The organism is Microbacterium sp. NPDC057659 (assembly GCF_042799915.1).
Taxonomy (GTDB): domain Bacteria; phylum Actinomycetota; class Actinomycetes; order Actinomycetales; family Microbacteriaceae; genus Microbacterium.
The window spans coordinates 219,080-242,776 of sequence record NZ_JBHVHU010000004.1; the positions used below are offsets into that span (position 1 = coordinate 219,080).

Genomic DNA, 23,697 nt, shown 5'->3' on the forward strand with positions numbered 1-23,697 from the left:
CACCGACCGCTTCACCGCCGGCACGCACGTGGGGCCCCAGAGCTGCGACAACACCCTCGTGCCGCCCGGCAGCAGGCGCGAGCAGCCCGAAGTCCCCGGGCCCGCACCAGCGGGGGGGGGGCGGCCACCGCCCCCCCCGACCTCGCACCGGACAGGAGGGGCTCCATGGGGGTCATCTTCGACAACATGGATCTGTGGCCCCAGGCACTGGGGAACACGCTCATCCTCTTCTTCGCTGGCGGGTTGCTCGCACTCGTGCTCGGCATCATCGTCGGAGCCATGCGCGTCTCGCCTGTGCCGATCGCCCGCGGCGTCGGCACCGTCTACGTCAACCTGGTGCGCAACACCCCGCTGACGCTGGTCTTCTTCTTCTTCGTCTTCGGATACCCCCAGCTGGGGCTCCCGAGACTCAACACCGTCACGCTCGGAATCGTTGCTCTCGGCATCTATACGGCGACGTACGTGGCAGAGGTGCTGCGCGCCGGGATCAACACGGTCCCGGTCGGGCAGGCCGAGGCCGCCCGTGCGATCGGGCTTCCGTTCGGACAGGTCATGACCCTCGTCGTCCTGCCGCAGGCGTTCCGCTCCGTCGTTCCGCCGATGATGAGCGTGTTCATCGCCCTGCTCAAGAACACCACGGTGGCGGCCGGATTCTCGATCACCGAGCTCGGCGCCGTGCGCGCCTTCATGAGCGAGCGCGGAGAGAACGCCCTGGTCGTCCTGCTCTGGGTCGCGGCCATCTTCGTCGTGCTGGTCATGCTCCTTAGCTGGGCTCAGCGAAGCCTGGAGAACAAGTGGAGGATCGCGCGATGAGCTCCGTGCTGTACGACGTCCCAGGCCCGAAGGCCGTACGACGCAACCTGATCCTCGGCGTCGTGACCGTGCTGGTCGTGCTCGCCCTGATCGGCTTCATCGTCTACCGCTTCGCGGTGACCGGCCAGTTCGATGCCTCGCGCTGGAGCGTGTTCACCTTCACCGTCGTGTGGGAGCAGATCCTCACGGCCCTCGGCAACACGCTGGCCGCATTCGGGATGGCTGCGGTGCTGAGCATGGCGCTCGGTTTCCTCCTCGCCATCGGACGCCTGTCAGACCATGCCTGGGTGCGTGTACCGGTGACCGTGATCACCGAGTTCTTCCGGGCCGTGCCGGTGCTGGTGTTCATGATGCTGCTCTTCTACGGCCTGCCCGTCCTCGGTGTCAAGATGTCGCCGTATTGGGCGGTCGTGCTCGCGCTGATGATGTATAACGGCTCTGTGCTCGCGGAAGCGCTGCGTGCCGGTGTCGAGGCGCTGCCGCGCGGCCAGCAGGAGGCCGGGTATGCGATCGGCCTGCGCAAGAGCGGTGTGATGACTCTGATCCTGCTGCCGCAGGCGATCCGGGCGATGCTCCCGGTGATCATCTCCCAGCTGGTCGTCACGCTGAAGGACACCGCACTAGGCTTCATCATCACGTACCCCGAGCTGCTCTACTTCGCCAAGCTGCTGGGATCCCAGCAGGGCCGCCCGATCCTGCAGTCCGCCATCGTCATCGGCGGCATCTACATCGTGATGTGCCTGATCCTGGCCGCGATCGCGAAGTGGGTCGAGAAGAAGACCTCCCGCTCGCCGAAGGTCAGGGGGCTGGGCATGCCGCATGACCCGGCCGCGGATGACGACGCGACTCTCACCGAAGTGATCGCCGTGCAGAAGGCTCTCGGCGGCAAGGACCAGGTCTGATCGACGGCGGTGATCGCGCCGTGCTCTACGGCGCGATCACCGCTTCGTACGCGGCCGTGAAACGCTCACGCAGGTCGGCGTAGTACGCCTGCTCCGCGGCATCCGGCAGTACGGGATCGGTCGGCGGGATCTGCGCCATCGGCCGATCGGGCTCCAGCACGGACAGGGCGATCACCGCTGCGCCGCGCATGGTAACCCGCTTGACGTTCACGACCTGCACCGGGAAACCGATCGCCTGCGCGACGATGCGCATCAGTCCGGGGAAATGGCCGGTCACCCCTCCTGAGGCGATCACACGCTGGAGTCCCGGGTTCGCCTCGGCGAGCTGCTCGAACACCCGGGCATAGGACACGGCGACGCCCTCCGCGGCTCCGCGCCACAGATCCAGGGGCGTGGTCGACGACGACACCCCGGTGAGGACCGCCCGCGCGTCGCCGGCCCAGCCGGTCGCGCGCTCGCCGGTGAGGAACGGCAGCATGAGCGGGGTGCCTGCGGACGGGGGAGCGGTGAGGGTCTGCTCGATGGCCTCCAGTGGCGCCGGTGCGAGAGTGGACTGCAACCACAGCATCACGCGGCCGACATCGTTCAGCGCGCCGCCGACGATCGACTGCGACCGCGAGACGCGATAGGCCCAGAGCCCCGCCGGCAGCACCTCCGGCGTGCCGTCCACGATCACCCGGATGGCTCCCGAGGTCGCCGCAGACATCGCCGCGACATCCGGGGTGTCGGCGCCGACGCCGACGTTCGACGCGTAGCCGTCCGGTACAGCGGGGAACCACGCCGCACCCTCGAGCGCCGGCCAGCGGCGCGCGACCTCGGGGGAGACGTCGGTGATCGGCTGGTCCGGGTCGATGATCGGCGCGAAGCGTGAGCGGTCCACTCCCACCTCCGCGAGCAGCTCGTCGTCGAGGTCGCAGGTGTGGCGATTCAGGATGCCGGCCCATGCCATCGTCGACGTGGCGGCGCCCTCGACGCCGGCCAGGCGGGCGTAGACGTATTCGCCGAGCGAGAGGAACTTCGCCGTGCGGGCGAACACGTCGGGGAAATCGTCCTGCAGCCACAGCAGCCGCGGCGGGTGATAGCTGGTGTGCAGGCGCGCGCCGATGCGCTGGTGCACGGCCGTCTCGTCCAGTCGTGCGCGCAGCTGCGCCAGGTAGGGCGCCGACCGCGAGTCCGCGTACGTGAAGCAGGGCGTCAGCGCGCTGCCGTCGGCGTCGACGCACACCAGCGACGAGGCGAACGTGTCCATCACGACGGCGCGGATGCGGCCCGGCGCGATGCCCTCGGTGACCTGCCCGATCAGGTCGGCCACCTCGCCGGTGACCTGATCGGCGTCGATTTCGACGGTCCCGTCCGCAGCCTCGGTGAACAGGTGATCGGCCTTGGCCATGCGCTTCTTCACCGGCCGCGCGTAGGCGTCGTACAGGCAGCAACGGGTCGAGCCCGAGCCGATGTCGATGGCGAGGACGAACGGGTCTGGAGCATCCTCGATCGTGATGCTGCGGGTCGTCGGAACGTCGTCGTGCGCCATCTGCTCACCCCTCTCGCGGCCGATCCTATCCGTCCGCTAGCGTGTGCGGTACGGCACGGGTCGGGGCCGACCCGCCGCAGTGAGGAGTTCGTCATGCACGTTTCCTTGAGTTCCGGATCAGCCCTGCTCGGCGGGCTCCTTCCGCTCGCCGATCCGATCAAGCCCTCTGCGGGCACGACGCAGCTGATCATCGCGGCGGTCATCTCGATCGTCGTGATCGTGGTGCTGATCGTCTGGGTCAAGATGCATCCGTTCTTCGCCCTGATGCTCGGTGCGGCGGTCATGGCGATCACCGCGAACATGGGCTTCGAGCACGCCTTCACATCGTTCTCCGCGGGACTGGGCGCGACGGTGGGCGGTGTGGGCGTGCTGATCGCGCTCGGCGCGGTGATCGGCAGATTCCTCACCGAGTCCGGCGGTGCTGATGAGATCGTCGACACCATCCTCGCCAAGACGCCGTTGAAGAGGCTGCCCTGGGCCATGGCGTTCGCCGCCTTCATCATCGGCATCCCGCTCTTCTTCGAGGTCGGAGTCGTGCTGCTGATCCCGATCGTCATGCTGGTCGCCAAGCGCGCGAAGCTGCCCGTGATCCTGGTCGGCATCCCGGCGCTCGCCGGCCTGTCCGCACTGCACGGACTGGTGCCTCCGCACCCCGGCCCGCTGATCGCCATCGACGCGCTGGGTGCGAACCTCGGACTGACCCTCGCCTTCGGACTGATCGTCGCGGTCCCGACCGTGATCATCGCCGGCCCCGTGCTCGCGAAGCCGATGGCGAAGTGGGTGCCCATCCAGGCGACCAGCCAACTGCTCACCGCAGTGGACGACCGGAACGAGGACGAGCGCAGACGTCCGTCGTTCGGCGTCGCGCTGTCGGTCGTGCTGCTGCCCGTGGTGCTGATGCTGCTCATGACCGTCGTCGAGGCGACGGGAGCGGATGGGTCGCTGTTCGGGCAGATCCTGGTCTGGATCGGCACCCCGCTGCAGGCGCTGCTGATCACGTCCCTGTACGCGATGATCGTGCTCGGCACCGCGCTCGGCCGCACGATGGGCGAGGTGTCGAAGGAGACCGGCGCGGCCTTCGCCCCGATCGCCTCGATCCTGCTCATCGTGGGCGCCGGCGGCGGTTTCAAGCAGACCCTGGTCGACTCGGGCGTCGGCCAGGTGATCGGCAGCGGCATCGCGGGCTCCGGCATCCCGCTGCTGCTGGCCGGCTGGCTGGTCGCCGTCGTCATCCGCCTGGCCACCGGCTCGGCGACCGTCGCGACCATCACCGCGGCCGGCATCATGGCCCCGCTGGTCGGCGACCTCAGCGCCACGCACGTCGCGCTGATGGTGCTCGCGATCGGCGCGGGGTCGGTGTTCCTCTCGCATGTGAACGATGCCGGGTTCTGGCTGGTCAAGGAGTACTTCGGAATGACCGTCGGACAGACCTTCCGCACCTGGAGTCTGATGGAGTGCGCAGTCTCGGTGGTGGGCCTCGCGGGCGTGCTGGTACTGGGTCTGATCGTGTGAGGGGTCCGCAGACGCGCCGGTAGACTCGGTTCTCGTGTCAGAGTCTCCCGAAACACCCCAGATCACCCCGGAGGCGGTGGAGTCCGCCGTCGACGCCGCGCTTGCGGCGATCGCCGCGGCATCCGATACCGCAGAGCTGAAGGCCGCGCGTTCCGCGCACGTCGCCGAGGGGTCGCCCCTCGCCGTGCTGAACGCGTCGATGCGTCAGGTCGCGCCCGAGCACAAGGCGACCTTCGGAAAGCTCGTCGGCCAGGGCCGAGGGCGTGTCTCGCAGGCGCTCGCCGCGAAGGAGGCCGAGCTCGCCGAGGCCGAGACCGCCGCGCGGCTCGAGGCCGAGCGCGTCGACATCACGGCCGTCTCCTCGCACGCCCGCGTGGGAGCCCGGCATCCGATCTCCCTCATGCAGGAGCAGATCAGCGACATCTTCGTCGGCATGGGCTGGGAGATCGCGGAGGGCCCGGAGCTGGAGCACGAGTGGTTCAACTTCGACGCGCTGAACTTCGACGAAGACCACCCGGCGCGCCAGGAGCAGGACACCTTCTACGTCGACCCGACCTCCCGCCACCTGGTGATGCGCACGCACACCAGCCCGGTGCAGGTGCGGTCGATGCTCGACCGTGAGCTGCCCATCTACGTGCTGTGCCCCGGACGGGTGTATCGCACCGACGAGTTCGATGCGACGCACCTGCCGGTGTTCACGCAGTTCGAGGGCCTCGTGATCGACAAGGGCATCACGATGGCGCACCTGAAGGGAACCCTCGACCACGTCGCGAAGCAGATGTTCGGCGCCGAGGCGAAGACCCGGTTCCGCACCAACTACTTCCCGTTCACCGAGCCGTCCGCGGAGCTCGACCTGTGGCACCCCACCTTCAAGGGCGGCGCGCGCTGGATCGAGTGGGGCGGATGCGGCATGGTCAACCCCAACGTGCTGCGCGCGGCGGGCATCGACCCTGAGGTGTACAGCGGATTCGCGTTCGGCATGGGCGTCGAGCGCGCGGTGATGTTCCGCAGCGATGTGAAGGACATGCGAGACATGGCCGAGGGCGATGTCCGCTTCAGCGAGCAGTTCGGGATGGTGGTGTGATGCGCGTTCCGATCTCATGGCTGCGCGAGTACGTCGACGTGGCAGCGGATGCCACGCCTGAGGACGTTCTGGCGTCCTTCGTGTCCGTCGGGTTCGAAGAGGAGGACATCCATCGCTTCGAGATCTCCGGCCCGGTCGTCGTCGGACAGGTGCTGTCGGCCGAGCCCGAGCCGCAGTCGAACGGCAAGACCATCAACTGGTGCCAGGTCGACGTCGGCGAGGCGAACGGCGGCGTCCGCGGCATCGTCTGTGGCGCGCACAACTTCGTCGTCGGCGACAAGGTCGTCGTGACTCTGCCCGGCGCCGTGCTGCCCGGCCCGTTCCCGATCGCCGCGCGCAAGACCTACGGTCATGTGTCCGACGGCATGATCGCCTCGGCGCGTGAGCTGGGGCTGGGCGATGAGCACGACGGCATCATCGTGCTGTCGACGCTGGGCCTCGACCCCGAGGTCGGAACGGACGCCATCGAGCTGCTGCACCTGGACGACTTCGCCGTCGACATCAACGTGACGCCCGACCGCGGTTACGCGTTCTCGCTGCGCGGTGTCGCGCGGGAGTACTCGCACGCCACCGGCGGAGTGTTCCGTGACCCGGCCGAGCGCGACTTCGCCGAGCTGCAGCCGGGTTCCGGCTTCTCGATCTCGGTCGACGACCGGAATCCGGTCCGCGGCAACGTGGGCGCCAGGGAGTTCGTCGCCCGCGTGGTGCGGAACGTCGACCCGTCGCGTCCCACCCCGCCGTGGATGATCGCCCGGCTGGTGCTCGCCGGCATGCGCTCGCTGGGCGTCCTGATCGACATCACCAACTACGTGATGCTCGAGCTCGGCAACCCGGTGCACGGCTACGACCTGGACAAGCTGCAGGGCGGCATCGTCGTGCGCCGCGCCACCGCGGGCGAGCGGATGACGACGCTCGACGGCCAGGACCGCGCACTGCACGTCGAGGATCTGCTGATCACCGACGGCTCCGGTCCGATCGGCCTCGCCGGTGTGATGGGCGGCGGCACCACAGAGATGAGCGGCACCACCCGCAACGTGCTCATCGAGGCGGCGACCTTCGACCCGGTGACGATCGCCCGCTCCGCGCGTCGCCACAAGCTGCCCAGCGAGGCGTCGAAGCGCTTCGAGCGCGGCGTCGACCCGCTGATCCCGTTCGTCGCGGCCCGTCGAGTCGCCGACCTGATGGTCGAGCTCGCCGGCGGCGAGCTGACCGACGAGGGCGGTGCGCTGTTCACGGACGTCGAGATCGCCGGCATCGATCTGCCGCGCGGCTTCGCGCAGGGGCTGATCGGTGTCGACTACACCGACGACGAGGTCACCGGCGCGCTGGAGATGATCGGCGCCGAGGTCAGCGGCACGGATGAGGGATGGTTCGTCATCCCGCCGAGCTGGCGCCCCGATCTCACCGACAAGTGGACGCTGGTCGAGGAGGTCGCCCGCATCCACGGGCTCGACCGCATCCCGTCGGTGCTGCCCACCCCGCCCTCCGGCCGTGGCTACACGCCGCTGCAGCAGGGCCGCAAGCGCGTGGCGGATGCGGTGGCGGCGGCCGGCTTCGTGGAGACTCCGGCATTCCCGTTCACGACCGAGGCGCAGAACGACCTGCATGGATCGCCGTCGGGGGAGCACCTGCCCAGCATCCGGCTGGCGAACGCGCTCGACGGACAGGCGGCGTACCTGCGCCGTTCGCTGCTGCCGGGACTGCTGCAGACCGCGCACCGCAACATCGCGCGCGGCCTGGTGGATCTCGCGATCTTCGAGACCGGACTGGTGTTCGCGCCCGAGGAGGGCGTGACCTACGGCACCGACGTCGTGCCTCCGCTCGCGCAGCGTCCGAGTGACGAGGTCCTCGCCGAGCTGAACGCGTCGATCCCGCCGCAGCCGCGCAACATCGCAGTCCTGCTGACCGGCAACGTCACCCCTCGCCAGCCCGGGCGCTCCGCTGAGCACGCCGGCCTGGGCGACGCACTGCATGCCGTGCAGGTGATCGGCGTCGCTGCCGGCGTCGACATCGACGTCGCCCAGACCCAGCGCGCGGCGCTGCATCCCGGTCGTGCCGGTGTGCTGAGCGTGCGCGGCGAGGAGATCGGATACGTCGGCGAACTGCACCCGCAGGTCGCGGCCGACGCGGACCTGCCCGGCCGTGCCGTGGTGCTCGAGCTCGACCTGGACCGCCTGCTGACGCTGGCGGGCGAGCGCGTCGTCGTGGAGTCGCTGTCGACGTACCCCGCCGCCACGCAGGACGTGTCCCTGGTCGTGGACGCCGGTGTGCCGGCATCCGAGGTGCGCGCGGCGCTGATCGCCGGCGCCGGCGACCTGCTCGAGGCGGCGACGCTGGTGGACGACTACCGCGGCGAGGGCGTCGACGAGGCCTCGAAGAGCCTGAGCTTCGCGCTGCGCTTCCGTGCTCCCGACCGCACGCTCACGGCCGCCGAGGCCACCGAGGCGAAGCTCGCGGGCGTCGCCGTCGCGACAGAGCGCTTCGGAGCGAGCATCCGCGACTGATCGATCGATCACGAAGAGCGGCATCCGTCATCGGCGGGTGCCGCTCTTCTGCGTCCCGCTAGACTCGCGGGCAGTGACACGGGGTGCCGCATCTGCGGCTGAGAACACACCCGTCGAACCTGATCTAGTTCGTACTAGCGAAGGGATGTCGCCCATGAGCGATCCTCTGCACCCGTCCGCCGTCCTCCTCGAGGACACCGCCCGTCTGCTGGCAGAGCTGCGCGCAGCGCCGCCGCTGACGCACTGCATCACCAACAGCGTGGTGACCGGCTTCACAGCCAACGTGCTGCTCGCGGTCGGCGCGGCACCGGCGATGGTGGACATCGTCGGTGAGTCCGGGATGTTCGCCTCGGTCGCCTCCGGGCTGCTGGTGAACCTGGGCACCCCGACTCCGGAGCAGCGTGCCGCGTCACTCGAAGCGGTGGGCGGTGCGTCCGCTGCCGGCACGCCCTGGGTGCTCGATCCCGTCGCGATCGGGGTGCTCCCGATCCGCACCGATCTCGCCCGCGACCTGGTCGCTCGCCGGCCCACCGCGATCCGCGGGAACGCTTCGGAGATCCTCGCTCTGGCGGGGCTCAGCGCGGGAGGCCGCGGCGTCGACGCGACCGATACGACGGATGCCGCGGCCGAGGCCGCACGTCTCCTGGCGCGCGAGCACGGCAGCGTCGTCGCCGTGTCGGGGCCGGTGGACCTGCTCACCGACGGTGAGATCGAGGTGCGGATCGCGAACGGCACGCCCGTGCTCACCAAGGTCACCGGTGGCGGCTGCGCACTCGGCGCCATGATGGCCGCCTTCCTCGGCGCGGCTCGCGGCACCGGCATCACGGCACTGCACGCCGTGGCAGCGGCATCCGTCGTCTACGAGATCGCCGCGGAGCGCGCGGCCGCCGTGGCAGGCGGCCCTGGCAGCTTCGCCGGGGCGCTGCTCGATGCGCTCGCGGCGATCTCGCCCGCCGATCTCGACGGTGCACGCGTCGAGGTCACAGCGCTGGAGGCCGTCCGGTGAGCCTCGACCTCTCGCTCTACCTGGTCACGGACGCCGCGCTGAGCGGCTCCCGCGGCGTCGCCGCAGTCGTCGCCGAGTCCGTCGCCGGTGGCGCGCGCATCGTGCAGCTGCGCGACAAGGATGCTACGGACAGCGAGATCGTCGACCGGCTGATCGAGCTCTCGGAGGTGATCGCCGGGCGCGCGCTGCTCGTCGTGGACGACCGTCTCGACGCCGCTCTGGAGGCACGCCGCCGCGGGGCGCGCGTGGACGGGGTGCACCTCGGCCAGTCGGATGCCTCCGTGCTGGATGCCCGTGCGGCGCTGGGGCCCGACGCGATCGTGGGGCTCACCGCGAACACGCCCGCGCATTTCGATGCGGTGCGCGCGCTGCCCTTCGGCACCGTGGACTACCTGGGTGTCGGCGTGGTGCATCCGACCACCACGAAGCCGAACCATCCGCCCGCACTCGGCGTCGCCGGGTTCGCAGCCCTCGCCGCGCAGAGTCCGCTGCCCTGCGTCGCGATCGGCGGGATCGGCATGGACGACGTCGCCCCGCTGCGCGCGGCCGGCGCCGCCGGTGTCGCCGTGGTCTCCGCGATCTGCGCGGCGGAGGACCCGCGAGCGGCGACCCGCGCGTTCCTGTGCGCCTGGCACAGCGGCCGCCCGCCGCGGGTGCTGAGCATCGCGGGCAGCGATCCGTCCGGCGGAGCCGGCATCCAGGCCGACCTCAAGTCGATCGCCGCGAACGGCGGCTACGGCATGGCGGCGATCACCGCGCTGACCGCGCAGAGCACGCAGGGCGTGCGCGGCGTGCACGTCCCGCCCGCCGACTTCCTGCGCGAGCAGCTGGACGCGCTCTCCGACGACGTGGACATCGACGCGGTGAAGATCGGGATGCTGGCGAGTGCGGAGATCATCCGGACGGTGGGGGACTGGCTCGACGCGGTGCGGCCCGCCACCGTGGTGCTGGACCCGGTGATGGTCGCCACCAGCGGTGACCGGCTGCTCGACGCAGAGGCCGAGGACGCGCTCCGCGCTCTGCTGCCGCTCGCCGACGTGGTCACGCCGAACCTGCCCGAGCTGGCCGTGCTCACCGGCGAGCCGCCAACGGCGGACTGGGACGCCGCGCAGGCGCAGGCACGCAGGCTCTCGGAGCGCTACGGCGTGCTGGTGCTCGCCAAGGGCGGGCACCTCGAGTCCACCGCGGCGCCGGATGCGCTGATCGGTCCGGACGGCGCGCTCGCCGCGTTCACCGGTCCGCGGATCGACACCGAGAACACGCACGGCACCGGTTGCTCGCTCTCTTCCGCCCTGGCCACCCGCCGCGCCGCCGGCGCGGACTGGCCGACGGCGGTCGCCGAGTCGCGGGCCTGGCTGCGCGAGTCGATCGCCGCCGGCACGGAGCTCGACGTCGGCCGCGGCAACGGACCGGTGTCGCATTTCGCCGGGCTGTGGGAACGCGGCGGGATCGACACCGCGCCGACCGCGGAGCAGATCGGGCAGGAGTGGTGGCAACGGATCGCCGGTATCCGCCGCCGGATCGACGACCTGCCGTTCATCCGCGCTCTCGCCGACGGCGCCCTGCCGCAGGGCGCGTTCGTGTTCTACCTCGCTCAGGACGCCCTGTACCTGCGCGAGTACGCACGGGTGCTGGCGACCGCGGCATCACTGGCGCCCACGTCGGCCGAGCAGGCGTTCTGGGCGCAGGGCGCACAGGGCGCGATCGCCGGCGAGCTCGAACTGCATGCGTCCTGGCTGACGCCGGAGGGCATCGGCGAGGAGACGTTCGCCGCTGAGGCGGGGCCGGTCACCACCGCCTACCTCGATCACCTCCGAGCCGTCGCCTTCGGCGGCGACTACTCCGAGCTCGTCGCGGCGGTGCTGCCCTGCTACTGGCTGTACGCGGATCTGGGCGCGCGGCTCGGCACGGGCGACTTCGGCGCCTATGCGCTCGACCCCGGGCATCCGTACGCGTCCTGGCTGGCGACCTACGCCGATCCCGCGTTCGCGGAGGCGAACCGGCGAGCGATCGAGATCGTCACGGCCACGGCGGCGGATGCCTCGCCCGAGAAGCGCGCCAGGATGTATGCGGCGTTCGAACGCGCCTCGCAGCTCGAGCTGGAGTTCTTCGCCGCGCCCCTGCCGGAGGTCGCGCCGGTCATGTGACGCCCGGGATTTGCGCATGCCGCGACGAGGGCGATATCGTCGCGGCATGCCTTCGGCCGTCATCGCTCCCGCCTCGCGGTTCCTGAGCGAGCGCAGCGAGCGCCGTGCTGAGCGAGCGCAGCGAGACGAAGTGACGAAGGGCGTTCTGAGCGCTGCTCCTGTGCGCCGACGCCGCGGCGGCCGCCGACTCTAGGCGACCCCGCGCTCCTGTCCTGCGTACGGATGGGGAGAGTGCCGGTGTCGCCGCCCCGGTCCCGCTCATCTCCGACCGTTAAGGTAGATCCATGACGTTTTCCGTCGCCGTCTCCGGCGCTTCCGGCTATGCGGGCGGCGAGATCCTGCGCCTTCTCGCCGCGCATCCCGACATCGAGATCCGCACCGTCACCGCGCACTCCAACGCCGGCCAGCCGCTCGTGCAGCACCAGCCGCACCTGCGCTCGCTCGCCCACCTGACGCTGCAGGACACCACGCCCGAGATCCTCTCCGGGCACGACATCGTCTTCCTCGCGCTGCCGCACGGTCAGTCCGGCCAGTACACCGACGCGCTCGGAGACACCCCTCTCGTCGTCGACGCGGGTGCCGATCACCGGCTGACCTCGCAGGATGCCTGGGACGCATTCTACGGCGGCGGCTTCCACGAGCCGTGGACCTACGGCGTGCCCGAGCTGACCGTCGACGGGCTGAAGCAGAGGGAGCACCTGCGCGGAGCCACGCGCATCGCCGCCCCGGGCTGCAATGCGTCCACAGTGAGCCTCAGCCTGGCACCGGGCGTCGCCGCCGGCGTCATCGATCCGGGCGACATCGTCTCGGTGCTCGCGGTCGGACCCTCCGGCGCGGGCAAGAGCCTCAAGCCGCACCTGCTCGGCAGCGAACTGCTCGGCACTGCCAATCCCTACGCGGTCGGCGGCACGCACCGGCACATCCCCGAGATCCGTCAGGCGCTCGCCGCAGCAGCCGGGGTCGCCGGTGACGGCATCCGGATCTCCTTCACGCCGGTGCTCGTGCCGATGGCGCGCGGCATCCTCGCGACCTCGACCGCGCCGATCGTGCCCGGCGCGAGTGACGCCGACATCCGGGAGGCCTGGCAGCAGGCCTACGGAGAAGAGACGTTCGTGCAGGTGCTGCCCGAGGGACAGTTCCCGCGCACAGCCGACGTGCTCGGCGCAAACACGGCCCTGATCGGCCTCGCGATCGACCGTGCGGCGAACCGCGTGACCGTCGTCACCGCGGTCGACAACCTCGTCAAGGGCACCGCCGGCGCTGCCATCCAGTCCATGAACCTCGCGCTCGGCCTCCCCGAGGATCGCGCCCTCACCGTGAACGGAGTCGCACCGTGACCGTGACCGCCCCCCAGGGATTCGAGGCGGCCGGCGTCGCCGCCGGCCTGAAGTCGACAGGGAAGCCCGACGTCGCCGTGGTCGTGAACCGCGGGCCGCGCAAGGTCGGCACCGCCGTCTTCACCAGCAACCGCGCCAAGGCGAACCCGATCCTGTGGTCGCAGCAGGTCGTGGCCGACAAGGTGGTCGAGGCCGTCGTGCTCAACTCGGGCGGAGCGAACTGCTTCACCGGAGAGTTCGGCTTCCAGACCAGCCACCTCACCGCCGAGAAGGCCGCCGATCTGCTCGGCGTGAGCGCCGGCGACATCGTGGTGTGCTCCACCGGCCTGATCGGCACCGGCGACGAGGTGTTCCGCGGCAAGGTGCTCGACGGCGTCGAGCGCGGCATCGCGGGGCTGTCGGCAGACGGCGGCCAGTCCGCGGCCGAGGCGATCATGACCACCGACACCGTCTCGAAGACGGCGGTGGTCAGCGGCGACGGCTGGACGATCGGCGGCATGGCGAAGGGCGCCGGGATGCTGGCGCCGGGTCTGGCGACGATGCTCGTCGTCATCACCACCGACGCCGATCTCGAGGCGCACGAGGCGGATGCCGCGCTGCGCCGCGCCACCGGCACCACGTTCGACCGCCTCGACTCCGACGGCTGCATGTCGACGAACGACCAGGTCACCCTGCTGGCCAACGGTGCCAGCGGCGTGAAGCCCGACCTCGATGCCTTCGCTGCGGCACTCGCCGACCTGTGCGGGCAGCTCGCGAAGAAGCTGCAGCAGGATGCCGAGGGCGCGAGCCACGACATCACGATCGAGGTCCGCGGTGCGGCATCCGTCGCCGACGCCGTCGAGGTGGGCCGCTCGGTGGCCCGCAACAACCTCTTCAAGGCCGCGATCTTCGGCAACGACCCCAACTGGGGTCGGGTGCTCGCGGCGATCGGCACCACGAGTGCCGAGTTCGACCCCTACGACACCGACGTGTTCATGAACGGCGTCCGCGTCTGCACCGCCGGCGGCCCCGACCGTCCGCGCGAGGAGGTCGATCTGACCCCGCGCGCGACCGACCTCATCATCGACCTGAAGGTCGGAGACGAGACGGCCACCATCCTCACCAACGACCTGACCCACGATTACGTGCACGAGAACAGCGCCTATTCCTCATGACAGATCTGCAGGACACTCCGCCCGACGTGGCCGCCGAGAAGGCCACCACGCTCATCGATTCGCTGCCGTGGCTGAAGAAGTTCCGAGACCAGATCGTCGTGGTCAAGTACGGCGGCAACGCCATGGTCTCCGACGAGCTGCAGGACGCGTTCGCCCAGGACATCGCCTACCTGCGCTACGTCGGTGTGCAGCCGGTCGTCGTGCACGGCGGCGGCCCCCAGATCTCGACCATGCTCGACCGGCTCGACATCCCGAGCGAGTTCAAGGGCGGCTACCGGGTCACCAACACCGAGGCGATCAGTGTCGTGCGCATGGTGCTGACCGGGCAGGTCAACCCCCAGCTGGTCGGCAAGATCAATTCGCATGGTCCGATCGCGACAGGCCTGAGCGGTGAGGACGCCGGCCTGTTCGGCGGCCGGCGCCGCGGCGTCGTCATCGACGGCGAAGAGGTCGATCTCGGTCGCGTCGGCGACGTCGTCGAGGTCGACCCCACCCCGGTGCTCGATCACCTCGCAGCGGGCCGCATCCCCGTCGTCTCGTCGATCGCGCCCGACCTGGATCACCCGGGGCAGTCGCTGAACGTGAACGCGGATGCCGCGGCATCCGCCCTTGCCGTCGCGCTGGGCGCGCGCAAGCTGGTGATCCTCACCGACGTTCCCGGGCTGTACGCGGACTGGCCGAACCGCGACTCGCTGGTGTCGCACCTGACCGCGGACGCGCTCACCGAGATGCTGCCGCGTCTGGAGTCGGGCATGATCCCGAAGATGCGCGCCTGCCTCGACGCCGTCGAGGGCGGGGTCGACGCCGCGGCGATCATCGACGGACGGGTGCCGCACTCGGTGCTCGTCGAACTGTTCACCAGCAAGGGAATCGGAACGGAAGTGGCCCTGGCATGAGCGACTGGCAGAACGACGCATCCCGCGATCTGATGGGCCTGGGCGGGCGGCTCGCGCTGCTCACCCGCGGCGAGGGGTCGCACGTGTGGGATGCCGACGGCACCCGCTACCTCGACTTCCTGGGCGGCATCGCGGTGAACTGCCTCGGACATGCGCACCCGGTGTTCGTCGAGGCCGTGTCCGAGCAGGCGGCGACACTGACGCACATCTCGAACTACTTCGCGTCACCGGCGCAGCTCGAGCTGGCCGCGCGGCTGAAGCGCCTCGCGGGCACGGGGGAGCAGGGACGGGTGTTCCTGGCGAACTCCGGCACCGAGGCCAACGAAATGGCCTTCAAGCTCGCGCGCCTGCACGGAAACAAGTCCGGACGCAGCACGGTCCTCGTGCTGGAGGGCGCGTTCCACGGCCGCACCATGGGGGCGCTGTCGCTGACGCCCAAGGCGATCTATCGCGATCCGTTCCAGCCGGCCGTGCCCGATGTCCGCACCGTGGCGCACTCCATCGAGAGTCTGGAGGCGTCCTTCGACGACAGCGTCGCCGCGATCTTCATCGAGCCCATCCAGGGCGAGGCCGGCGTCATCGAGCTTCCCGAGGGCTTCCTTCAGCGGGCTCGCGAGCTGGCCACGCAGCACGATGCGCTGCTGATCCTCGACGAGGTGCAGACCGGGTCGGGCCGCACGGGCGTGTGGTTCGCGTTCCAGCGGTTCGGGATCACTCCTGACGCCATCACGCTGGCCAAGAGCATCGGCGGCGGTTTCCCCCTCGGCGCGATGATCACGTTCGGCGCCGCGAGCGACCTGTTCTATCCCGGCACGCACAACTCGACCTTCGGCGGCAACCCGCTGGCATCGGCCGTGGCGAACGCGGTGCTCGGCCACATCGAGGACGAGGACCTGCTCGCGAATGTGAACGCGCGGGGCGCCGAACTGCGCACCGCGGTCGAGGGGCTGCCGCTCGTCACCGGCACCCGCGGTGCGGGTCTGCTGATCGGCATCACCCTGTCGCAGCCGGTCGCCGCCGCGGTGCGCGAGGCGGCGCAGGAGCGCGGCCTCATCGTCAACGCCCCCACCGAGGACACGATCCGCATCGCCCCCGCCTACACGATCGGCGACGCCGAGGTGGCGGAGTTCCTCGACCTGTTCGGCCAGGCGCTCGGCGCCGTGGCATCCACTCTCACCCCTACGGAGACCCCCGCATGACCCGCCATCTGCTGCGCGACGACGACCTGACCCCTGCCGAGCAGGCCGAGATCCTCGATCTCGCGCTCGAACTGAAGAAGGACCGCTGGGCGAACAAGGCGCTGGCCGGCCCGCAGACCGTCGCGGTGATCTTCGACAAGTCGTCCACCCGCACCCGCGTCTCGTTCGCGGTCGGCATCGCCGACCTCGGCGGCTCGCCGCTGATCATCTCGACCGCGAACAGCCAGCTGGGCGGAAAGGAGACGCCCTCCGACACCGCCCGCGTGCTGGAGCGGCAGGTCGCCGCGATCGTGTGGCGAACCTACGCGCAGTCCGGCCTCGAGGAGATGGCCCGCGGCACGCGCGTGCCGGTGATCAACGCGCTCTCCGACGACTTCCACCCCTGCCAGCTGCTGGCCGACCTGCTCACGATCCGTGAGCACAAGGGCGAACTCGCCGGGCTCACGCTGACGTTCTTCGGCGATGCCCGCAGCAACATGGCGCACTCGTACCTGCTGGCCGGCGTCACCGCCGGGATGCACGTGCGGATGGCGTCGCCGGAGGCCTACGCGCCCCGCGCGGACGTGGTCGTCGACGCGGAGCGGCGTGCCGCCGAGACGGGCGGGTCGGTCACCCTGCTCGAGGACCCCCGCGAGGCGGCCCTCGGCGCCGACGTGATCGTGACCGACACCTGGGTGTCGATGGGCAAGGAGGAGGAGAAGAAGCAGCGGCTGCGCGACCTCGGCGGGTTCAAGGTGACCTCCGAGATCATGAGCCTCGCCGACCCCGAGTCGATCTTCATCCACTGCCTGCCCGCCGACCGCGGCTACGAGGTCGACTCCGAGGTCATCGACGGCCCGCAGAGCGTCGTCTGGGATGAGGCCGAGAACCGCCTGCACGCGCAGAAGGCGCTGCTGGTGTGGCTGCTCGACAAGCAGAAGGATGCAGAAGCATGCGATGCACTGAGCGAGCGGAGCGAGTCGAAGTGAGCGAGACGCACGGCACCAATGAGGGTGCGCTCTGGGGCGCCCGCTTCGCCGGCGGACCGTCGCCCGAGCTCGCCGAACTGAGCCGGTCCACGCACTTCGACTGGATCCTCGCGCCGTACGACATCGCCGGTTCGCACGCGCACGCCACCGCCCTCGAGGCGGCAGGGTATCTGTCGCCCGACGAGGCCGCACGGATGCATGCGGGCCTGGATGCGCTGGCCGCGAAGATCGCGGACGGCACTCTGCTGCCCGATCCGGGTGACGAGGACGTGCACGGCGCGCTCGAGAAGGCGCTCATCGCCGAGGTGGGGGCCGAGCTGGGCGGGCGTCTCCGCGCCGGCCGCAGCCGCAACGATCAGATCGCGACGCTGGTGCGGATGTACCTCATCGACCACGCCAAGGTGATCGCGCGTGATCTGCTGCGCGTCATCGACGCCCTGGTCGCACAGGCCGAGGCGCACCCCGACGCCATCCTGCCGGGCCGCACGCACCTGCAGCACGCGCAGCCGGTCCTGCTCGCGCACCACCTGCAGGCGCACGCCTGGCCGCTCGTCCGCGAGCTGGAGCGCCTGGTCGACTGGCGCCGTCGCGCCGGCGTCTCGCCCTACGGCGGCGGCGCGCTGGCCGGCTCCACGCTGGGCCTCGATCCGGCACTGGTGGCCCGCGAGCTGGGCCTCGACCGTCCGGCGGAGAACTCCCTCGACGGCACCGCCGCACGCGACGTGGTCGCGGAGTTCGCGTTCGTGACGGCGATGACCGGCATCGATCTGTCCCGCCTGTCCGAGGAGATCATCCTCTGGAACACGAGGGAGTTCGGCTTCGTCACACTCGACGACTCGTACTCGACCGGGTCGAGCATCATGCCGCAGAAGAAGAACCCCGACATCGCCGAGCTCGCGCGCGGCAAGTCCGGCCGTCTGATCGGAAACCTGACCGGGCTGCTCGCGACGCTCAAGGGCCTGCCTCTCGCGTACAACCGGGATCTTCAGGAGGACAAGGAGCCGGTGTTCGACTCCGTCGCCACGCTCGAGGTCGTGCTGCCGGCGTTCGCGGGCATGATCGCGACGCTGCGCTTCGACACCGCGCGGATGGCCGAGCTGGCGCCTCAGGGCTTCTCGCTCGCGACCGATGTCGCCGAGTGGCTGGTCAAGCGCCGTGTGCCGTTCCGCGATGCCCATGAGATCTCCGGCGCGCTGGTGCGCGCCTGCGAGGAGCGCGGGATCGGCCTGGAGGATGCCTCGGACGAGCTGCTGATCTCGGTGTCGGAGCACCTGACGCCCGAGGTGCGCGAGGTGCTCTCGATCGAGGGGTCCGTGGCATCCCGTTCGGGTGCCGGGGGCACGGCGCCGGTGCGTGTGGCCGAGCAGCGTGCGGAGCTGATCGCGCGGACGCAGGATGCGGCACACGCGCTCGGTCTCTGACGTGTGACATGCGCGGTGTGTGCATATCTCTGATAAATAACCAAAACACGCATATTTAAGAAATATTCGTGCTACGGTTGTGCGATGGTCATCGCCGTGATCGCAGACATCGTCGGCTCGCGCCGGCTGCAAGATCGTGCCGCCGCTCAGCAGCAGCTCGATGACACCATCGCGCGCGTCGAGAGTCGGCATCCGCTGGCGCTGCGACCGCTCCGGCCGACGGTCGGCGACGAGCAGCAGGGCGTGTACGCCCGACTCGAAGACGCGATGATCTCGCTGCTGCTGGTGCAGCTCGCGCTGCCCGAGGGACTGGAATTCCGGTTCGGTCTCGGCGTCGGCGAGGTGCACGAGGTCTCCTCGGCGCACACCGAGCTCTCCGACGGCACCGCGTGGTACGCCGCGCGCGACGCGATCGAATCCGTGCACGAGCGGCAGCGCGGCATGCCGGGGATCCGCACGTGGATTGTCGGTGCTCCACGTCAGGATGAGGTCATGCCTTCCTCGATCGCCGCATCCAACGCGTACCTGCTGCTGCGCGACGAGACCGTCTCGCGCATGAGCGGGCGGGAGCGGCGCCTGACCCTGGGCAGGCTCGAGGGCCTGTCGCAGCAGGACCTCGCCGCGCAGGAGGGCGTGACGCAACCCAGCGTGTCCAAGGCGCTGCGCGCGTCGGGGGCGAACAGCCTCATCGCCGGCCTCGAGCAGCTGCGGGGAGAGAACGCATGATCCTCGCGGGACTGCTGCTGTTCGCGATCGGTGCCGTCGATCTGGTGCGTCAGTTCGTGCCGGCATCCCGACGCTGGATCGGCTACGTCGTCTCCGCGATCGTGCTGATCCTCATCGGCTCGTTCTGCAACGCCGCCGGGTACATGATCGCCGCGGCCGCGGGTGCCGCGGCCTGGCTGCTCAGCATGCCGGATCGGCCGGATCGTCGGCAGGGATTCTGGCCGGCGGTCGTTCTGGCCGTCGCGTCCATCGCCTCGGTCGTCGTGCTCGGCGACCGAGCACCGATCGGATGGCTGGAGTCGCCCTTCGGCCGGGTCTCGCCCGACCTCGCCGTACTGGCGGTGGGCGTCGTCGTGTTCCTGCTGGAGTCGGGCAATGTCGTGGTGCGCGCCGCGCTGGCGGGGGAGCACACCTGGAAGCCGACGAGCGCCGAGGGCGGATTCAAGGGCGGCCGGCTGATCGGCCCACTGGAGCGTGTGCTCGCGTTCCTGCTCATGCTCGTGCCCGCGTACTCGCTGCTGGCCGCGCTGCTCGCGGCCAAAGGCATCGTGCGCTTCCCGGAGATCTCCAAGGACGGCGAGACCGGGGCGCGCGCGGAGTACTTCCTGGTGGGCAGCCTGGTCAGCTGGGCGATGGCGCTCGGCGGCGCACTGCTGGTGTGGTGGGCGGCGAACACCGGCCACTGAGCGAGCGTGAGCGAGACGAAGGGCACCGCGCTGATAGCCTTGAGCGCGTGTCTGAAACCGCTCTGACGACAGCGCCGGTGGCGCTCGATCCCACGTTCGAGAACGTGTGGGACGAGCTGCTGTGGCGCGGACTCGTCCACGTGTCCACCGATCAGGAAGCGCTTCGTGTGCTGCTCGCCGGGGACCCGATCACGTATTACTGCGGTTTCGATCCGACAGCGCCGAGCCTGCATCTCGGCAATCTCGTGCAGCTGCTACTGCTGCGCCGCATCCAGCTCGCCGGGCACAAGCCGCTCGGTCTCGTCGGTGGATCGACGGGCCTCATCGGCGACCCTCGGCCGACCGCCGAGCGCACGCTGAACACCCGCGAGACCGTCGAGGAATGGGTGGGCAGGCTGCGCGCCCAGGTCGAGCGCTTCCTCAGCTTCGAGGGCGAGAACTCCGCGCGCATCGTGAACAACCTCGACTGGACCGCGCCGATGTCGGCGATCGACTTCCTGCGCGAGATCGGCAAGCACTACCGCGTCGGCACCATGCTGAAGAAGGACGCCGTCGCTGCGCGCCTGAACTCGGATGCCGGCATCAGCTACACCGAGTTCAGCTACCAGATCCTGCAGGGGATGGACTTCCTCGAGCTGTACCGGCAGTACGACTGCGTGCTGCAGACCGGCGGCAGCGACCAGTGGGGCAACCTCACCAGCGGCACCGATCTGATCCACCGTGTCGAGGGTGCGTCCGCGCACGCGATCGGCACCCCGCTGATCACCAACAGCGACGGCACGAAGTTCGGCAAGAGCGAGGGCAACGCGATCTGGCTGGACGCCGACATGTGCAGCCCGTACCGGATGTACCAGTTCTGGCTGGGCACGGCTGACGCCGACGTCGTCGAGCGGCTGAAGATCTTCACGTTCCTCACCCGCGCCGAGATCGACGAGTACGCGCAGCTCGTCGAGACCGAGCCGTTCCGCCGCGCCGCGCAGAAGCGTCTCGCCCTCGAGGTGGTCGCCACCGTGCACGGTCCGGATGCCACGGCTGCTGTCATCGCGGCATCCGAGGCGCTGTTCGGTCAGGGCGACCTGACCGCGCTGGATGCCGCTACGCTGCGCAGCGCGCTGGACGAGCTGCCGAATGCGACGGCGGATGCCGGCACGTCGGTGCTCGATGCACTGGTGTCGACCGGGCTGGTCTCGAGTGCTTCCGAGGCGCGGCGTGCGATCTCTCAGGGCGGCGTCTCCGTCGACGGGCAGCGGGTCGAGGACGTCGACGCGACCGTCCCGTTCGGTCTGCCGGGCGGCGTCTCCGTGCTGCGCCGCGGCAAGAAGACCCTCGCCGGAGTCTTCGCTTCCTGACACTCAGGAGACGCGGCGGCGGGGTTGGTAGCTTCGACCCGTGCCCTTCACCCCGAGTCATGCCATCGTCGCGCTGCCGTTCGTGCGCACACCGCTGGTGCCGGCGGCGATCGCGATCGGAGCGATGACCCCTGATCTGCCGCTGTTCCTGCGGGCATTCGGACCCGACTACGCCTTCCTGCACGCGGTGCCGAATCTGCTCTGGACGAGCCTGATCGCTGCGGTGCTGCTGCTGATCTGGCGAGTGGTGCTGCGCCCCGCGTCCGTGGAGCTGGTGCCCGCGGGCGTCGCCGCGCGGCTGCCTGACGAGTGGCGGACGAGGGGAGCGGATGCCGTCCGCCGGACGTTATGGCGCGACGGACAGCGCTGGTACCCGCTGCTTCTGCTGGTCTCGTTGATGATCGGTGTCGCGTCGCACATCCTGTGGGACTCGTTCACGCATGAGGGGCGCTGGGGCGTGCAGGTGTTCCCGATCCTCGACGAGCCGTGGGGTGGCATCCTCGGCTACAAATGGCTGCAGTACGGCTCGGGTCTGATCGGTGTGATCGTGCTGGCGGTGTACGCGGTGCTGTGGCTGCGGCGTCGGCCGGTCGGCCGGGCCGAGCAGTCCCTACCGCGCTGGATCCCCGTCGTCTGGATCGGCGCTCTGCCGGTGCTGCTGGTTCTCGCGGCCGCCGTCGGCTACGCGGTCTGGGGCCCGTTCTCCGCGGAGTTCACGCCCGCGCATCTCGCTTACCGGACGCTCCCTCCCGTGTGCGGGCTGTGGGGAGTGGCCACGCTTGCGCTGTGTGCGGCAATCGTCATCCGGATTCCGGCGAGGGCCGCGTCCGGGACCCGGTGACGACTGCTCACCAGGTCGGCTCGTCGCCGCCCCAGGGGCGCGGCGCACCGAACGGATGCTCGGGGAGCGCGGAGCCAACCGTCCTGACACGGCGACCGCCGACCAGGAACTCCTCGGCGTGGACGGCGGGGTCGTCGGTGGTCGCAGGGCCGAGCTCGTCCGCGCGTGGCATCCCGAGCAGCTCGGCGGCGACACGTCGCAGAGACGTGCGCACGAGCAGTGTCCTGCCGTCGCGTCGACTCAGCGCGCGACGGATTCCGGCGGCGAGCAGATAGCCGGCGGAGTGGTCGAGGGCCTGGGCGGGAAGTGCGCCCGGCGTCGAACCATCGGGCGACTCGACCATCGCGATACCGGACTCGGCCTGCACCAGGCTGTCGAATCCACGACGATCCGGTTCGTCGACGCCCCACGCGCTGAGCTGCGCGATCACGATTCCCGGATGCCGCTCGGCGATGGCCTCAGGAGACAGCCCCAGCCGTGCGAGGCCGGCGGGCCGATAGCCGAGGACGACGACGTCGGCGGCTGCGAGCAGCCGGGTGAAGCGCTCGGTCCGGGCGTCCAGCAGCGCTGACCGCTTCCCGTGTCCGCTGTCGAGATGCTGCCACTCCGGCTCCGCCAGGTGCGGGGGATCGATGCGCAGCACGTCCGCACCGAGTGCCGCGAGCGTGCGCGTGCACACCGGTCCCGCGATCACGCGGGTGAGATCGAGGACCCGGATGCCGGTAAGAGGGCCTGTCACGGGGGAGCGGAGCGCGGATGCAGGTCCGAGCTCGACGGTATCGATCAGCCGGTGGCTTCGGAGCACGGCATCACGACCGGGGTCTTCCCGGCGAACGGCAACCGCAAGGCCCCCGGCGGCGGTGATGCGCGTGACGATCGAGGCGGTCGAGCCGGCGGCGAATGCGGCGACCGCGTCGGGGGCGTCGTCGACCTCCAGCGCGCGTCGGAGGGCGGCGGCGTGATGCGAGTAGTTCGCGTGGGTGCGCACCCATCCGTCGCTCGTGCGCCAGAACCCGGAGAGCGGGGCCCAGACATCGGCCGCGGCGCCGTCGACGGTCAGGAGGGCTGCGCTGCGGTACGCGGCCGCGACCCGGTCTGGATCCGGCGCACGCGTGCCGCCGGATGCGAGCACGGCGGCGACCACGGCTGCCCAGGCCAGATCCCCCGTCGCCAGGCGCGAGGGCAGAGGCACAGGATGCGGGGGAGCGGAGAGCTCGTCGACTGCGGAACCGACGATGTCCAGCTCCGCACAGATCCGCTCCAGCACAGTCGTCATGGGCTAACGCTACGCCGGGAGACCCCCGCGACACGCCCGAGATCGGGCCGCGATTTGCCCGTTCCTCGGGATCCGCGTAAGTTATTACCTGTTCGCCCCAAGCGGTTGAGCGAAAGGCCGGAAGGCCCAGCTCCCCTCCAAGCGGCGGACCACCTCCCATCACTTGCTCCCACGGCTTCGTGGGTCTAAGATGGAAGGTCCCGGCCCTGGACAGACTGTTTTGACAGTGTCTGGTTCGCCGGATAAGGTTGTGAAGTTGCCCTGCGCGTCTCCTCCAGGTTCTGGTGGGTGTGTGGGTGCGTCCGATCCTTGAGAACTCAACAGCGTGCACTTGTCAAATGCCAA

Annotated in this window: 19 protein-coding genes and 1 riboswitch; of the genes, 17 read left to right on the forward strand and 2 right to left on the reverse strand. The window is 70.1% G+C overall.

Translation table 11 applies throughout. The features are described from left to right. Window positions 1-165: 165 nt before the first annotated feature. Together ACFVAE_RS17525 and ACFVAE_RS17530 are read left to right on the forward strand one after the other, a co-directional pair. A complete protein-coding gene (locus ACFVAE_RS17525; RefSeq protein ID WP_378894994.1) occupies window positions 166-813 on the forward strand; it encodes an amino acid ABC transporter permease in 648 nt (215 codons plus the stop codon). Further along, the gene (locus tag ACFVAE_RS17530) at window positions 810-1,715 is read left to right on the forward strand and encodes an amino acid ABC transporter permease (RefSeq protein WP_378894997.1); all 906 of its coding nucleotides are present in this window, start codon (window positions 810-812) and stop codon (window positions 1,713-1,715) included. Before ACFVAE_RS17525 ends, ACFVAE_RS17530 begins: the two co-directional genes overlap by 4 nt. Before the next feature lie 25 nt (window positions 1,716-1,740). On the opposite strand, the gene ACFVAE_RS17535 is transcribed toward ACFVAE_RS17530, so the two are convergent. Beyond that, window positions 1,741-3,246, reverse strand: coding sequence for a gluconokinase (locus tag ACFVAE_RS17535; RefSeq protein ID WP_378895000.1), 1,506 nt, complete (start codon window positions 3,244-3,246; stop codon window positions 1,741-1,743). Window positions 3,247-3,339: 93 nt separating this feature from the next. On the opposite strand from ACFVAE_RS17535, the gene ACFVAE_RS17540 reads away from it, so the two are divergent. The 15 genes from ACFVAE_RS17540 to ACFVAE_RS17610 all read left to right on the forward strand — a co-directional run bounded on the left by ACFVAE_RS17540 (window position 3,340) and on the right by ACFVAE_RS17610 (window position 22,076). Next, complete coding sequence (locus ACFVAE_RS17540) at window positions 3,340-4,758, forward strand: GntP family permease (protein ID WP_378895002.1); 1,419 nt, start codon at window positions 3,340-3,342, stop codon at window positions 4,756-4,758. Window positions 4,759-4,792: 34 nt separating this feature from the next. Next, on the forward strand, window positions 4,793-5,842 hold the full coding sequence (pheS, locus tag ACFVAE_RS17545) for a phenylalanine--tRNA ligase subunit alpha (protein ID WP_378895003.1): 1,050 nt from the start codon (window positions 4,793-4,795) through the stop codon (window positions 5,840-5,842). Next, a complete protein-coding gene (gene pheT, locus ACFVAE_RS17550; protein ID WP_378895005.1) occupies window positions 5,842-8,346 on the forward strand; it encodes a phenylalanine--tRNA ligase subunit beta in 2,505 nt (834 codons plus the stop codon). The genes pheS and pheT overlap by 1 nt, the downstream gene beginning before the upstream one ends. Window positions 8,347-8,415: 69 nt before the next feature. Continuing rightward, window positions 8,416-8,509: riboswitch (TPP riboswitch) on the forward strand. Next, window positions 8,501-9,352, forward strand: coding sequence for a hydroxyethylthiazole kinase (gene thiM, locus ACFVAE_RS17555; RefSeq protein ID WP_378895007.1), 852 nt, complete (start codon window positions 8,501-8,503; stop codon window positions 9,350-9,352). (Overlaps the previous riboswitch by 9 nt.) Beyond that, window positions 9,349-11,499: a bifunctional hydroxymethylpyrimidine kinase/phosphomethylpyrimidine kinase gene (locus ACFVAE_RS17560; protein ID WP_378895010.1), complete on the forward strand. Its 2,151-nt coding sequence runs from the start codon at window positions 9,349-9,351 to the stop codon at window positions 11,497-11,499. The genes thiM and ACFVAE_RS17560 overlap by 4 nt, the downstream gene beginning before the upstream one ends. A 284-nt stretch (window positions 11,500-11,783) precedes the next feature. Continuing rightward, the gene (gene argC, locus ACFVAE_RS17565) at window positions 11,784-12,836 is read left to right on the forward strand and encodes an N-acetyl-gamma-glutamyl-phosphate reductase (protein ID WP_378895013.1); all 1,053 of its coding nucleotides are present in this window, start codon (window positions 11,784-11,786) and stop codon (window positions 12,834-12,836) included. Further along, on the forward strand, window positions 12,833-13,990 hold the full coding sequence (gene argJ, locus ACFVAE_RS17570) for a bifunctional glutamate N-acetyltransferase/amino-acid acetyltransferase ArgJ (protein WP_378895016.1): 1,158 nt from the start codon (window positions 12,833-12,835) through the stop codon (window positions 13,988-13,990). The genes argC and argJ overlap by 4 nt, the downstream gene beginning before the upstream one ends. After that, window positions 13,987-14,886: an acetylglutamate kinase gene (gene argB, locus ACFVAE_RS17575; RefSeq protein ID WP_378895018.1), complete on the forward strand. Its 900-nt coding sequence runs from the start codon at window positions 13,987-13,989 to the stop codon at window positions 14,884-14,886. Before argJ ends, argB begins: the two co-directional genes overlap by 4 nt. After that, complete coding sequence (locus ACFVAE_RS17580; RefSeq protein ID WP_378895021.1) at window positions 14,883-16,085, forward strand: acetylornithine transaminase; 1,203 nt, start codon at window positions 14,883-14,885, stop codon at window positions 16,083-16,085. The genes argB and ACFVAE_RS17580 overlap by 4 nt, the downstream gene beginning before the upstream one ends. Further along, window positions 16,082-17,053, forward strand: coding sequence for an ornithine carbamoyltransferase (gene argF, locus ACFVAE_RS17585; RefSeq protein WP_378895023.1), 972 nt, complete (start codon window positions 16,082-16,084; stop codon window positions 17,051-17,053). Before ACFVAE_RS17580 ends, argF begins: the two co-directional genes overlap by 4 nt. Next, on the forward strand, window positions 17,017-18,474 hold the full coding sequence (argH, locus tag ACFVAE_RS17590) for an argininosuccinate lyase (protein WP_378895026.1): 1,458 nt from the start codon (window positions 17,017-17,019) through the stop codon (window positions 18,472-18,474). Before argF ends, argH begins: the two co-directional genes overlap by 37 nt. Before the next feature lie 84 nt (window positions 18,475-18,558). Continuing rightward, window positions 18,559-19,200 (forward strand): SatD family protein, encoded by a 642-nt coding sequence (locus ACFVAE_RS17595; protein WP_378895029.1) that lies wholly within the window; start codon window positions 18,559-18,561, stop codon window positions 19,198-19,200. Continuing rightward, the gene (locus tag ACFVAE_RS17600) at window positions 19,197-19,886 is read left to right on the forward strand and encodes a hypothetical protein (RefSeq protein ID WP_378895031.1); all 690 of its coding nucleotides are present in this window, start codon (window positions 19,197-19,199) and stop codon (window positions 19,884-19,886) included. The genes ACFVAE_RS17595 and ACFVAE_RS17600 overlap by 4 nt, the downstream gene beginning before the upstream one ends. A gap of 47 nt (window positions 19,887-19,933) precedes the next feature. After that, window positions 19,934-21,235, forward strand: a complete 1,302-nt coding sequence (tyrS, locus tag ACFVAE_RS17605) for a tyrosine--tRNA ligase (RefSeq protein ID WP_378895034.1) — start codon at window positions 19,934-19,936, stop codon at window positions 21,233-21,235. Window positions 21,236-21,275: 40 nt separating this feature from the next. Continuing rightward, complete coding sequence (locus tag ACFVAE_RS17610) at window positions 21,276-22,076, forward strand: DUF4184 family protein (protein ID WP_378895037.1); 801 nt, start codon at window positions 21,276-21,278, stop codon at window positions 22,074-22,076. 7 nt (window positions 22,077-22,083) lie between these two features. On the opposite strand, the gene ACFVAE_RS17615 is transcribed toward ACFVAE_RS17610, so the two are convergent. Next, on the reverse strand, window positions 22,084-23,352 hold the full coding sequence (locus tag ACFVAE_RS17615; RefSeq protein ID WP_378895039.1) for a CoA transferase: 1,269 nt from the start codon (window positions 23,350-23,352) through the stop codon (window positions 22,084-22,086). Between the last annotated feature and the right edge of the window lie 345 nt (window positions 23,353-23,697).

What these genes read in the sequence shown, in the direction of transcription:
- ACFVAE_RS17525 (WP_378894994.1), top strand. Translation starts at nt 166, where the DNA reads ATGGGGGTCATCTTCGACAACATGGATCTGTGGCCCCAGGCACTGGGG.
- ACFVAE_RS17530 (WP_378894997.1), top strand. Translation starts at nt 810, where the DNA reads ATGAGCTCCGTGCTGTACGACGTCCCAGGCCCGAAGGCCGTACGACGC.
- ACFVAE_RS17535 (WP_378895000.1), bottom strand. Translation starts at nt 3,246, where the DNA reads ATGGCGCACGACGACGTTCCGACGACCCGCAGCATCACGATCGAGGAT.
- ACFVAE_RS17540 (WP_378895002.1), top strand. Translation starts at nt 3,340, where the DNA reads ATGCACGTTTCCTTGAGTTCCGGATCAGCCCTGCTCGGCGGGCTCCTT.
- pheT (WP_378895005.1), top strand. Translation starts at nt 5,842, where the DNA reads ATGCGCGTTCCGATCTCATGGCTGCGCGAGTACGTCGACGTGGCAGCG.
- thiM (WP_378895007.1), top strand. Translation starts at nt 8,501, where the DNA reads ATGAGCGATCCTCTGCACCCGTCCGCCGTCCTCCTCGAGGACACCGCC.
- argC (WP_378895013.1), top strand. Translation starts at nt 11,784, where the DNA reads ATGACGTTTTCCGTCGCCGTCTCCGGCGCTTCCGGCTATGCGGGCGGC.
- argB (WP_378895018.1), top strand. Translation starts at nt 13,987, where the DNA reads ATGACAGATCTGCAGGACACTCCGCCCGACGTGGCCGCCGAGAAGGCC.
- ACFVAE_RS17580 (WP_378895021.1), top strand. Translation starts at nt 14,883, where the DNA reads ATGAGCGACTGGCAGAACGACGCATCCCGCGATCTGATGGGCCTGGGC.
- argF (WP_378895023.1), top strand. Translation starts at nt 16,082, where the DNA reads ATGACCCGCCATCTGCTGCGCGACGACGACCTGACCCCTGCCGAGCAG.
- argH (WP_378895026.1), top strand. Translation starts at nt 17,017, where the DNA reads ATGCGATGCACTGAGCGAGCGGAGCGAGTCGAAGTGAGCGAGACGCAC.
- ACFVAE_RS17595 (WP_378895029.1), top strand. Translation starts at nt 18,559, where the DNA reads ATGGTCATCGCCGTGATCGCAGACATCGTCGGCTCGCGCCGGCTGCAA.
- ACFVAE_RS17600 (WP_378895031.1), top strand. Translation starts at nt 19,197, where the DNA reads ATGATCCTCGCGGGACTGCTGCTGTTCGCGATCGGTGCCGTCGATCTG.
- ACFVAE_RS17615 (WP_378895039.1), bottom strand. Translation starts at nt 23,352, where the DNA reads ATGACGACTGTGCTGGAGCGGATCTGTGCGGAGCTGGACATCGTCGGT.